This is a genomic window from Pseudomonas fluorescens (assembly GCF_000730425.1).
Classification (GTDB): Bacteria; Pseudomonadota; Gammaproteobacteria; order Pseudomonadales; family Pseudomonadaceae; genus Aquipseudomonas; species Aquipseudomonas fluorescens_X.
Genome location: NZ_CP008896.1, coordinates 4,956,264 through 4,968,874, shown reverse-complemented (window position 1 = coordinate 4,968,874; position 12,611 = coordinate 4,956,264). Strand labels below are relative to the sequence as shown.

General features: G+C 58.6%; 7 protein-coding genes, 1 tRNA gene and 2 pseudogenes. 5 read left to right on the top strand and 5 right to left on the bottom strand.

The window, feature by feature from the left end; all coding sequences use genetic code 11:
* Nucleotides 1-23: 23 nt before the first annotated feature.
* Both sctV and sctW read right to left on the bottom strand, forming a co-directional pair.
* Nucleotides 24-2,120: a type III secretion system export apparatus subunit SctV gene (sctV, locus tag HZ99_RS22175; RefSeq protein ID WP_038446061.1), complete on the bottom strand. Its 2,097-nt coding sequence runs from the start codon at nt 2,118-2,120 to the stop codon at nt 24-26.
* On the bottom strand, nt 2,117-3,208 hold the full coding sequence (gene sctW, locus HZ99_RS22170) for a type III secretion system gatekeeper subunit SctW (protein ID WP_038446060.1): 1,092 nt from the start codon (nt 3,206-3,208) through the stop codon (nt 2,117-2,119). Before sctW ends, sctV begins: the two co-directional genes overlap by 4 nt.
* A 261-nt stretch (nt 3,209-3,469) precedes the next feature.
* Here sctW and HZ99_RS22165 point away from each other — a divergent pair, with 261 nt between their 5' ends.
* Nucleotides 3,470-4,021, top strand: a complete 552-nt coding sequence (locus HZ99_RS22165; RefSeq protein ID WP_038446059.1) for an RNA polymerase sigma factor — start codon at nt 3,470-3,472, stop codon at nt 4,019-4,021.
* A gap of 38 nt (nt 4,022-4,059) precedes the next feature.
* Here the strand turns inward: HZ99_RS22165 and HZ99_RS22160 are convergent, their stop codons facing one another.
* Nucleotides 4,060-5,277: an MFS transporter gene (locus tag HZ99_RS22160; RefSeq protein WP_038446058.1), complete on the bottom strand. Its 1,218-nt coding sequence runs from the start codon at nt 5,275-5,277 to the stop codon at nt 4,060-4,062.
* A 442-nt stretch (nt 5,278-5,719) separates the two neighbouring features.
* On the opposite strand from HZ99_RS22160, the gene HZ99_RS22155 reads away from it, so the two are divergent.
* The 4 genes and pseudogenes from HZ99_RS22155 to HZ99_RS22140 all read left to right on the top strand — a co-directional run.
* Nucleotides 5,720-5,796: transfer RNA gene (locus tag HZ99_RS22155), tRNA-Met, on the top strand.
* A gap of 601 nt (nt 5,797-6,397) precedes the next feature.
* Entirely contained in the window at nt 6,398-7,876 is a 1,479-nt protein-coding gene (locus HZ99_RS22150) for an APC family permease (protein ID WP_038446057.1), read from the top strand.
* Between the two features lie 60 nt (nt 7,877-7,936).
* Entirely contained in the window at nt 7,937-9,130 is a 1,194-nt protein-coding gene (locus HZ99_RS22145; protein WP_038448161.1) for an iron-containing alcohol dehydrogenase, read from the top strand.
* 33 nt (nt 9,131-9,163) lie between these two features.
* A pseudogene (locus HZ99_RS22140) lies at nt 9,164-9,441 on the top strand (aldehyde dehydrogenase family protein); the annotation flags it as partial.
* Here the strand turns inward: HZ99_RS22140 and HZ99_RS22135 are convergent.
* Both HZ99_RS22135 and HZ99_RS22130 read right to left on the bottom strand, forming a co-directional pair.
* Nucleotides 9,399-10,295, bottom strand: a pseudogene (locus tag HZ99_RS22135) (LysR family transcriptional regulator). The pseudogenes HZ99_RS22140 and HZ99_RS22135 sit on opposite strands and share 43 nt — an antisense overlap.
* 249 nt (nt 10,296-10,544) lie before the next feature.
* Nucleotides 10,545-12,599 carry a TonB-dependent receptor domain-containing protein gene (locus tag HZ99_RS22130; protein WP_038446055.1) on the bottom strand — a complete coding sequence of 685 codons (2,055 nt, stop codon included), beginning with the start codon at nt 12,597-12,599 and terminating at the stop codon, nt 10,545-10,547.
* Nucleotides 12,600-12,611: the final 12 nt, after the last annotated feature.

Below are 12,611 nucleotides of genomic sequence, written 5' to 3'. Positions count from 1 at the left end.
CTGCGCCAGAACCCATATCGCCCTCATGCCACCTCCTCAAGTAACAGATTGTCCTGGGCGAGATCAAAGCGCCCCAGCACCTTGACCTTGGACGACGCACTCAGCTCTGCAAACGACAGGACCGGTACATGGTTGAACTCTTCCAACAGCAAGGTGCGCAAGGGGCTGCGTAAATCCTGCGCAACCAGCAGCACGCTTTTACTCTTGGGGCGCACGGTAAAGGCTTGCTTGAGCAGGCTGATCAGCGCCGCACTGCTTTCGTTATCCAGGGAAAAGAACACCCCTGTCTGTGTCTGGCGCAGGGCATCGCGCAGCACGTTTTCGGTATGGGGTGACAACAGCCAGGCATGCAGGCCGTCGGCTTCGCTGTACTGGTGCAGAATCTGCGCCTTGAGGGCAATGCGTGCATAGTCGGCCAGGGCCTCCGGTTCACGCTCATGCTGGCCGTGCTCGATCAGCGCCTCGACAATCAGCCGCACGGCCCGCAGCGGTACGCCTTCACCGGCCAGGCGCTGCAGTACCGATGAAAACCGCGAAAGAGGCATGATTCGCTGCAGCTCCTGCACCAACTCAGGCTGATTGAACTCAAGCCAGCTGAGAATCGCCTTGCTCTCCTGGATCCCAAGGAACTGTGGGCCGCTGAGCAGCATCGCGCGCTGCATACGTTCCTGGAGCAGATTGAACGCCGTCGAACGCGCCAAGTGTTCATCGGCAAGCAGCGGGTCGTCGGGCGTAAACCACACCCAGTCCTGTTCATCGCGCTCGACCAGGCCCCTGTTCCCGCCTTCATGCTCGGCCGGCAGTGCCGCCAACTCCACACCCACCCAGTGCCCCAACGTGGCCTTCAACATCGGCACTTCATGCACGCAGAAGCGAAACTCATCGTCGGACAACGCCGGCGCAAACTCGACTTCAAACGGCGGTAGCGTCAAGCCAATCTGGGTGACCAGGCTGTTGCGGCTCTGGCGCACCCCGTGGATGACTTGCGTTACCAACGAGCTATCCTGCAGGGCCAGCGGAAACTGCAACAGGTATGGCCGTGACGGATCAAAGCCACGTAGATCCTCCTCACCGTTCTGCTCGGGGGGCACACTATCGGTGGCCGGTTCCTGCGACTGTTCCTCGCGCTGGCGTCGGCGCATCAGGACATAACCCAGGCTGCCGGTCATCAGCGAGATAAGGATAAATACCACCGTGGGCATCCCCGGCAACGTCGCGAAAGCGAGCATGCCGACCGAAGCAATCATCCAGCTCTTGGGCTCGCTGGTCATCTGCCGGGCAATTTCGGCGCCCATGTTGTTGCTGCCTTTGTTGCGGCCAGACGGAGCTACCCGGGTGATGATCATGCCGGCGGTCAGCGAGATCAGCAGGGCTGGAATCTGCGCGATCAGGCCATCGCCAATGGTCAGTACCGAGTACAGCGCCATGGAGTCGGCGGCACTCATGCCATGCTGGAACATGCCGGTGGCAAAACCACCCAGCAAGTTGATCACCACAATGATCAACCCTGCAATCGCGTCACCCTTGACGAACTTCATCGCTCCGTCCATGGCCCCGAACAATTGGCTTTCGCGCGACAGTTGCTCACGTTTGTCCCGGGCCTGGTTACCATCGATCAGGCCGGCACGCAGGTCGCTGTCGATGGACATTTGCTTGCCGGGCATCGCGTCCAGGCTGAAGCGTGCAGCCACTTCCGCGACCCGCTCCGAGCCCTTGGTGATGACCAGGAAGTTGACCAGGGTCAGGATCAAGAAGATCACCAACCCCACCGCCAGATTGCCGCCTACCACAAAGTTGCCGAACGCCTCGACGATGTCACCGGCGTCCTGTTCCAGCAGGATCAGGCGCGTGGTAGCAATCGACAACGCCAGGCGAAACATCGTAGTCAGCAGCAGAATCGACGGGAACGAGGAAAAGGCCAGTGGGCCCGGCAAGTACAACGCCAAAACAATCAGCAGGCACGAGATACAGATGTTCAGAGCAATCAGGATATCCACCAGCCAGGTGGGCAACGGCACGATAAAGATAAACACAATGGCCATGACCACCACCGCGCCCAGCACCTCGGCGCGTTGTGCAACCTTCAACAGTACGCTGTTGATTGCCCGCAATGCACTCATGCCTTGATTCCCGGCCAAGTGCGCACATCTCGGGAGCCTCGCTCGAGCGTTGCATACTCATAGAGCACCTGCTTGAAGCTGCTCAGCGCCTCTTCACGCCTTCTTGCATCACACCACCATGCCATGGGGAGTATTTTGATCTGGGGGAGAGCAGCGCTGAGGGCACTCAACTGGTGAGCCAGGTCTTCTCCGCCCAAGTCTCGGGCCAAGAGCCTGATTTCCTGAAGTGCAATGCCGCTTGCCGCATACCCCAGCAAGCGCTGCAACAGGGTCACAGGATCGTGATGCAACCCTGGATACAGTAAAACGAGTTGCCCGATCAGGTCCTTGCAGCCTGCCAACACGCTACTCAAGCGGCTACTGTCATTCAAACCCAACATCAAGGCACGTAACTGCCCCCGGTCGACCGACGAGCTCTGCGCAGCAATATCATCGGCCAGGGCCCGGCGCATCAGCTTCAACCCGGACTCAAACTCCTTATCACCGAACAGCCCCAACAACAACTGCATCAGGGTAGCCAGTGACGGGGTCATGACCACGCTGTCGTAATACATGCGGCGTACAGCTTGGCGCAATTGCGGGTCATCACTGCCCGCCTGCAAGCTCATCGCGGTGTTCAGTCCCGCCTGGATCTGCGGCTTGTAGAGAGCCTCCAGATCAGCCAGCGAACTTCGTGCCAGGGTGGCCTCCGAAGTGCGCCCCTCGGTGTCTGCCTGCCCAACCACATACTTGAGCACTACATAGGCCCGCGCCGGGTCGTTCCCGGTGATATCCATCAACTTGCCGACGCCAGCACCAAGCAAGAGTTGAACCCTGACATTGCGGGCGATGGTTGCCATTTTTGCCTCGGCCGGATGACCCAACTGCTCATAGAGCTGAGCCAGTTGCTCGCCGGGCGGAGTGCGCAAGCCCAGTTGGCGGCGGCCCAGCGACTTGCCGTTAAGCTCAACTTCTTGAGCGAACAGCGCACTGAGATCGTCAGCAACGGGCACGTTTATCTGAGGCGGTTGCCCACCATCAATCCGTGAAGGCGCAGGCTGGCCTAGGTTCTGGGAACTATGCACATCAAGATTGGGATCGATTTTCATGGGAGTGCCAGTACAAGAGATTCGTATCCTTGTGTGGCTGGAACGCCCAATACGGTTCCATCTTCATCCTCTGCGCCTGAACGATGAAAATACCTGCACAACCTCTTGCAACTTTGCGCAAGCCCTTGCAAAAAAAACACCTAAAACAAGATATTTCACTTTAATTATCAAATAGATATTGATTTTTTCCGTTTGGCACAAGCGGTGCTAACAGGGTTCTCGTCGAAACCATTTCGACTGCTTATACCCTGAGGAAAAATCATGGATATCCCTATCAGTGTTTTAGTTAACCTTCCCCGTGACTCAAATCAATCCATCCAAGATCTGTCCGACGACCACCACAAACGCCTGCGCAGGTTCATTCACAAACGCGTACTGAACCCGGAGGATGCGGACGATATCCTGCAACTGACGTACCTGGAGGCATGGCGCAACCGGCATCACTTCAGCGCACAGGCGTCACTGAGCACCTGGATGTGCGGGATCGCGCTGAATTTGATCCGCAATCACTTTCGCCGGCTGTATGCCAAGCCAGTGCATTGCGAGTTTGACGAGTCGCTGTCCCATGGACACAACGAGGAACAGGATCTGGCGAGCCAGTTTGAAATCAGTCGCCGGCTGGAAAGCACACTCAACGCCATCCAGCACCTGCCACCGGAAATGCGCAACACCTTGTATGCCTCACTGGAAACCGACGGCAGCTACCAGGACACCGCCGATGCCCTGGCGATCCCGATTGGTACCGTCCGTTCCCGCCTGTCCCGGGCCCGGGAGCAGCTGAAACGCGCGACAAAATCTCACCCGTTCCAGTAGGAGAGGTATCGCCCAGGGATAGGGCCAACCTCCCGGTTTCAAGCTTTTTTCGAACGCGGCAACAGAATCGCCAGCACCCCGAGCAGTGGCAGGAACGAGCACAGCGTGTACACGTACTCGATGCCGTGGATGTCCGCCAGGTAACCCAGCAACGCCGCACCAATCCCGCCAAACCCGAACATCAGGCCAAAGAACACACCGGCGATCATTCCCACATTGCCCGGTACCAATTCTTGCGCGTACACCACAATCGCCGAGAACGCCGACGCCAGGATAAAGCCGATCACCACACTGAGCACGCTGGTCCAGAACAGGTCGACATGGGGTAGCAGTAGAGTGAACGGTGCAACGCCGAGGATCGAGAACCAGATCACAGCCTTACGGCCGATCTTGTCACCAATCGGCCCGCCAAAGAACGTCCCTGCCGCCACCGCCCCGAGGAACAGGAACAGATGCAACTGGGAGCTGGCCACCGACAGGTCGAACTTCTCGATCAGGTAAAAGGTGAAGTAGCTGGTGAAACTGGCCATGTAGAAGTACTTGGAAAACACCAACAGCCCCAGCACCACCAGTGCACCCAGCACGCGGTTTTTCGACAGGCCATGGGTAGCGGCCTGGCCCTGCTTGAGCTTGAACAGGTTCAAATGGTTGCGGTACCAGCGGCTGATCGCATACAGCACCCCCAGGGCGAACACCGCGAACAAACCGAACCAGGCCACATTGCCCTGGCCAAACGGAATGATGATTGCCGCCGCCAGCAACGGACCAAACGCCGAACCCGCGTTACCGCCCACCTGGAAGGTCGATTGCGCCAGGCCATACCGCCCACCCGACGCCAGACGTGCCACGCGGGACGCCTCCGGGTGAAAGGTCGAGGAGCCAATACCGATCAACGCCGCCGCCAGCAGGATCAGCGGGAAACTGCCGACCTGGGACATCATCAAAATCCCGATCAGCGTACAAATCATCCCACAAGGCAACAGGAACGGCTTGGGATGGCGGTCGGTGTAATACCCCACCCAGGGCTGGAGCAACGAGGCCGTGAGCTGGAACGTCAGGGTAATCAGGCCGACCTGGGTGAAGGTCAGGCCATAACTTTCCTTGAGCATCGGATAGATCGACGGCAGCACCGCCTGGATCAAGTCATTGATCAAGTGCGCCAGCGCCACCGCGCCGATGATAGACATCACTAAGGGGCTGGATTGCGCGGCGGCCGGTGTCGTAGCCACTGAAGGCTGGGAATTGGTAAGAGCCATGAGGAACGTTTCCGTACAGCAGATGGATGCACAGGTGCAGGTGTGACAATGTGCCACTTATTGGGGCAGGAAGGCTATCCCGTTAGCAGGCTAACGAGTAGATGAATCGATGCAGCGGTCATGCCGTGTAAAGAACCGGCAAGATGAACCCCTTTAATTAATGTAAGGGACGTTCTACGCACCAACCTTTGCGCGGTGCGACCCCATGCAGGAGCGGGCTTGCCTGCGACGGCATCACCTTGGTAATACAGACAGGCCGAGGCGTCTGTATCGCAGGCACGTCAGCGCCTGCAGAAGATTTTAGTGACGTCGAGGATGGCGCAACCCCCCAGCCACCGGTCGCCTTACCCAGCGTTTTTCCTTAAACAGTTGATAGCGTAGATAAATTTTCAAAAAAAGCGCTTGACGCCTTTCCGTTCTACGCGAATAATGCGCGCCACTTGGCTACATAGCTCAGTTGGTTAGAGCATAGCATTCATAATGCTGGGGTCCGGGGTTCAAGTCCCTGTGTAGCCACCAAGTACCGATCCATAGACGTCTACAGCAGTCTATGAATCACCTCAAGAAGCCCGCCTCGTGCGGGCTTTCTTGTTTCTGGCTATCTCTCCTTATCTCCCCCCTTGTTCAGGCGAGCAGCCAACTCCGCGGGCGTCCATGAACGCCATAGCTCTTGATCCGGCGCCAAAGCCCTGTCCGTCATAATCTGATCTCCGATCGTTCTGAGCATTACGTTGCCTAAGACAACACATACTCGCCCTTTAGCAAACTGGGTGAGGAGACGTTCTGGACGAAGCACACCGACATCAAGCGACTCCCACTGGCACGACACTTTCCAGCCTGGAGCCTGAGGCCGAGCTAGACAACACTGGGCTGTATTTCGGGGTCAAGCCGAACGGCCAAACATATAAAAATCCAAAACCCAGCCTACATACATGTGCATTTTTATCAATGTTTGGCTGTTTTAAGCTGCGTGCTCTCCTTGAACAAAGGATGACCGTTTCGGCGGAACGCCTGCGTCAGGCGATCCTAAAAATAATCTGTCTGCCGACTAAGGAATTTCTATGTCACCTACCCTCGCACGTAGACGTGCCGGTCATTACGCTGCTGTTGGAGGTGGACAATGACCTCTGCGCACTCCCGGACTAACGCCGATGAATCGCTGCTGCACAGTCAAGGCTATGCCCAAGAACTGCACCGCGGCCTGTCGCTCTGGTCCTCGTTTTCCGTCGGTTTCGCCACAATCTCTCCGGTGGTGGGGATTTATTCGGTTATGTCGCTGGGCGCGATGAGTGCTGGCCCGTCCTGGGTCTGGATCATACCGCTGTGCCTAGCATTGCAATTGCTGGTGGCGCTGGTGTATGCCGAACTGGCCTCGCAGTACCCGCTCGCAGGCGGCTGCTATCAATGGGTCAAACGCCTGGCGGGCGAGCGTTGGGCCTGGTTCACCGGGTTCATGTACCTGGCTTCCGCGCTGGCCTCACTGACCACCGTGTCCTATCTGGGCGGATTCTGGCTGTGGTTGTTTTTCACCGGCGAGCCGCCGGCGGCGAATGCCCAAGTGTTCAGCGGCGCCGTGTTGCTCCTGTTAGGCCTGGGTGTCAACCTGTTCGGCATCAACCCTCTCAAGTACTTTGTAAATGCGGGCATCATTGCCGAGGCGATTGCGTCTATTGGCATTGGTGTCTTGTTGCTGGTGTTTTTCCGCAACCATTCGTTTTCGTTATTGTTCGAAGGCCTGACGTCGACCCAGGGTAGCGAAGGCTCATACCTTTCGGGTTTTTTGACGGCCATGGCGGTCGGTGGCTGGGCATTTCTGGGTTTCGACGCCTGCTCACAGGTGTCAGAAGAAACAGCTGATGCTCGAACCTCAACGCCCCGTGCGATCTTGCGTTCAATGATTCTGGTCGGCCTGACCGTGATGCTCACCGCATTCGCCGTCACCTTGTCCTACACCAATACCGCTGGCATGGTCTCGGGCCAAGTCATCGACCCGGTGACACCCGCTGTCGTCGAGGCATTTGGCGGCTGGGCCGAGCGGCCGTTCGTCGGCATTGTTCTAATAGCGTTCATTGCTTGCGTCGTATCTGTACAGACCTACATCGGTCGCGCCGTGTTCGGCATGGCGCGCGATTCGATGCTGCCCGCCTCTGCGGTGCTGCGCCGGGTGGATAAACGCAAAGTTCCTTTTGCCGCGATGCTCTTCAGTACTCTCTTCGCCAGCTTCGGCCTGGCGCTGGGGTTGAATGCAACGGCCGTCGGCACGCTGATCGCCTTTGGCAGCGGCGGCTTCTTCGTGGTGTTTCTGATTGTCGTCACCTGCGCCTTGCTCGCTCGGTTCAAAGGTAAATGGAAAGCCGAGCCAGGAACTTTCAGCCTTGGTCGCTGGGGCATGCCGGTCAATCTCATCGCGTTCTTATGGCTGGTGTTCGAAAGCATCAACGTCGCCTGGCCACGGGCGTCACTCGCGCCACCCGGAGCGCCGTGGTTCCAGGTCTGGGCAGTCATTCTGGTGTTCTCGATCCTCGCGGTGCTGGGCTTGATCTACTTGTTTCACGCCAAGCCTTACCTGCGTACCCACCGTCAACTGCATACCGATTAACGCCCTCGAATTGTCGTGTGAGGCCCATGAGTCATGGACCTTGCCGACCCGGAGTTTCTTATGCCCTCACTTCACTATTGGAACTACCCCACAGAGATCTTCTGTGGGCCCGGTGCCCTGGATGTATTGGCTGAGCGCTGCAAATTGCTGGGCATGCTCAACCCCTTGCTGGTCACCGACCCTGGCATGCTGGCGCTGGAGCCCATGGCGCTGATTCGGGAGCATTTGCTGCAGGCCGACATTACGTTCGCCGTGTTCAGCGACATTGACAGCAACCCAAGCCTGGACGATGTCGCCAAAGGCGTAGCAGCGTTCAAGGCAGGCAAGCACGATTCACTGATCGCCCTGGGCGGCGGCAGTGCCATGGACGCCGCCAAAGGCATCAGCCTGGCCACTGTTGACGAGCAAGGCCTCGACCGATACCAATGGTCAAATGTCATTGCAAACTACCCGTCCCTGGCGGACTTTCCACACTTGGACCTTCCCCGACTGATCGCCTTGCCCACCACCGCGGGTACGGGGTCGGAGTTGGGCCGTGAAGCGGTGCTGACCCTGAGCGAACAGAACATCAAGCGCGTGATCAGTCACCCGCAATTGCTGCCGGCAAGCGTGATCCTGGATCCGATCCTGACCCGTGGCCTGCCACCCGCGCTGACCGCCGCCACCGGCATGGATGCGCTGACCCACCACATTGAAGCCTTTTGTTCTCCGCTGTATCACCCAATGTCCTGCGGTATCGCGGTAGAAGGCATTCGCCTGATCCAGCAGCATCTGTGCGACGCCCATCGCGACGGCCAGGACATGATTGCGCGCGAAGGCATGCTGGTGGCGTCCGCCATGGCCGCCGTGGCGTTTCAAAAAGGCCTGGGCGGCGTGCACGCCCTGGCCCACCCTCTGGGCGCGCGCTATCACAAACATCACGGCCTCTTGAATGCGATCCTGCTGCCCTACGTGCTGGTCGCCAATCGGCAAGCGATCAGTGAAGACATTGCGCGACTGGCGCGCTACCTGGAATTGAAACAACCTGATTTCGACGGCTTTCTCGACTGGGTGCTGCACTTGCGCCAACGCCTGGGGATTGCTCATTCACTGAGTGAAATCGGACTCGATACAGAGGCTGCGACATGGGTCGGGGAACAGGCGCTCGCCGATATCTCCTCTTCGGACACTAATGCCTGTGCCCTCAGTGCGGCCGATTACAGCCAGATTTTTCGCAACGCCGTACATGGCGTCCTGCCAGGAATGTCAGCATGAGTAACGCCCAGTGCCTCAACGGACACTGATTGACAGGCACTGGCGTTAGCCAACGACAGCCGTCTCGGGCTTGTGGCCACGGTGATCAGCGCTGACCTGGTTCGCGCCGAACGCGCGGCCCATGCATTGGAAGTCGGTCACGCCTGGATCAACCCGATTCAGGCGGTCTTCGTGGCAACGTCCCGGGGAGGAACCAAGGGCAGCGGTATCGGCCGCGAACTCGGTCCTCGGTCAAACATGTCACGAGATGCCTTGGCAGACATCTAACTCACAGCCCATGCTCGATCAACAGGTCGGCGATGAACGCCTGAACGGCTTCGCTTTGCGGGTGCCCCACATGCGTGATCATGCTGTGCTGTACCTCATAGCGCAGCGTCGCTGGATGCAGGGCGCGCATTTGCCCGCTTCGCAGCCAGGGCAGGGCGTAATGCGCCGGGAGATACCCCAGGTGAGTCCCGGCCAACACCCCGTGGGCGACCGCCTCCATGTGGTGCGCTGTGGCTGAAGTACGACCCGGTGCAATGGGCAGGACTTGGTCGGCCGGCAGGAAACCATGGCGGATCCAGTCGCAGGCCTTGAGCTGTTCCAAGCTCGGTGCCTCTACGCTAAACAGCGGGTGAGCCTGACCGCAGAAAATGCCGATTTCCTCCGTGTACAGCGCCTGGTAGTTCAAGGTCGGCAATGGGCGGCTGAAGTAGGAAATGGCGACATCCAGTTGCCCATCTATCACCGCCAGTTAGAGTTCGATAGGCGAGTTCACGAAGATGTGCAAGTGCATGTCGTGCTCACGCTGATAAAACCGTGCGATGGCTGCATCGATCCGTGATGTCGGCAAGGTCGCGATATTGTCTGCCAGGCCCAGGTATAAATCCCCCACCAGCAGCCCGGCAAGATCCTGGGCTTCATTGCGAAACGCATCCATCGCCCCGAACAATACCGATGATGCCTTGAGAATCCTCTGGCCTTTTTCAGTCAAGCGAAAGCCGCCCTTTCCCCGCTCGCAAATACGGTACCCCAAGCGTTTTTCCAGGCCGGAAATGTGCGTACTGATGTTCGACTGGCTCATGTTCAATTCAGCCTGGGCAGCCGTGAACCCGCCGCATTTCACCACGATGGAAAAAATACGCAGCAGCCGCAAATCCATGTCCGTAAAGTTTCTGAGCACAGTGTTTCTCGATAGATTGGAAAGTCTTTCGCACGTACCGCCAGGCACGAACATGGGCAGGGACACGCAATGGGTGACTGAAACTGCCTGTCTGCGAGGTACCACAACGGCAGACATTGGCCGATTCTGTTGACCACCCAGTACTAAAAACGGCTTACCCAAAGGCAAGCCGCTTTTTTATGCCCGCAGAAATCTTCGAGCGCAAGCCCGCGAGCAACGCTCGCCCGCAGGACACGGCACAGCCACGCTTCAAAAGTAAGTCGTCGCCCCGGCAAAGAACGCACGGCCCGGCACATAAAACGTCGTTGACCCATCACGCGCATCTTCATCCAACAGGTTCTGCACGCCGCCATTCAAGGTCAGCCATTTGGTCACGGCCAGGTTCGCGGTCAGGTCGTAGGTGGTGTACGACTTGACGAAATCATTGCCCACTCCCCGCTGTTTGCCGACATGCTGCGCCGAAAGCTCGGTATTGAGCTTGTCGGTGACTTGCCAGTTGAGCGCACTGAACGCGGACAGCTTCGGCGCACTGATCAGGTCTTCGCCGGTGGACAGGTTCTTGCTCTCCAACATGTAGGTGGCGTTGGTGCGCCAGTCCAGTGAGCCGGTCAGCGGCACGCGAGCCGAGCCCTCCCAGCCACGGGTGCGCGCTTTCTCGACGTTTTCCAGCATGGTCCACCAACGCCCCTGGAACTGGCCCAATGGTGCGTATTCGATCTTGTCTTCGAAGTCGGTGTGGAAGTAGGTCAGGCTGGCCTCCCAACCGTCACGGTCGAAGGACACGCCCATCTCCTTGTTGACGCTGGTCTCTGGCGACAGGTTCGGGTTACCGGCCATCCAGCAACTGCCGCTCACATACCCCAGGGGCTTCAACGAGCCGCAACCGCGACCGCCGGATTCGGTGGCGGCACCGGCACTTCCCTCTTTCAGGCTTGGCGCGCGGAACCCCTTGGACACACCACCACGCACGGTCCAGTCCGGATGCGGATGGTAGACCAGGTACGCCCGCGGGCTGTTGTGGTTGCCATAGTCCTGACTGTGGTCAAAACGGTTACCCAGGGTCAGGGCCAGGTTGTCGAGCAGGTACAACTCATCTTCGATAAACGCGGCCGAGTAGTCGCCCTTGAGCGAAGAACCAGAGACCGCAGCACCTTGATAGTCCACCGGCACCGTGCCCAGGGTGTCGCTGTTGGTCAGTTCCTCACGCTTCCACTGCCCGCCCACGGTCATGCGCTGACTGAGCAGCCATTCAAACGGAATGTTCAGGCTGCCTTCGGCGATTTTCTCTTCGGCGCTGGATTTGCCCCAATCGATATCGTTCTTGAACTTGTTCAGGTACAGGTCCACTTTCGAGGTACCAAAGCTCCAGTCCCCGCTGTGAGACACCGAGTAACTGTCGCGAATCAAACGGCCAGGCCCGAAGCTGCCACCGATGGTTTCGCCCCAATCGCCAAAGGTCTTTTTACTCGACCAGGACCGCTCTACACCGTGTACGGCCTCGAACGACAGGCTCTGCTCATCGTTGATCTTCCAATCGAGCAAGGCGTTGACGCTGTGGTCCTTGGCGCCGCCAGCACCGTCGCCGTACATGAACTCGCCATCCTTATCCAGGCGTGCCGTGACCTCATCGGCAGCACGCCGGGTCAGGTTGGCCCCCAGGCGCAGGCCCACGGACTCGGTCAATGGCCCAGACAGATTGAGGCTGGTCTGGGTGGTCTGGCCACGGTCGGAGTCTTCGGGAATCGTGGTGTTGACGTTGGCCGAACCGCTCCAGGTGCTCGATACCTTGCGGGTGATGATGTTGATCACCCCGCCCATGGCATCCGAGCCGTACAGCGAAGACATGGGCCCGCGCACGATCTCGATGCGTTCAATCATGTTCGGGGTGATCCAGTTCAGGTCCTGGCGCGCCAGGTCGCGACGATAGCTCAAGTCTCCCGAACCGCCGAGGCGTTTGCCATCCACCAGGATCAAGGTGTACTTGTCGTCCAGGCCGCGCAGTTTGATCTTCGATTGTTCACCCACCGGGCCGAAACCACCGGTGACTCCGGGAACACGCCGCAGCAGGGTATTGAGGTCGTACACCGGCTGGCGCTCGATTTCTTCGCGGGTAATGACGCTGACACTGGCCGGCGCATCACGCAGGTCCGTAGCACCGCCGGTGGCGGTGACAAACGAGGTATCGAGTTCGGTGACGGCCTGTTTATCGACCTCGCCAATCTCTTGCGCCTGCAACGCCGGGGTGGCGATCATCACGCCGACGGCCAGGAAAAGAGCGCTGAAAAGGTAGGGGGGATTCGTCATTGCAAACAGTCC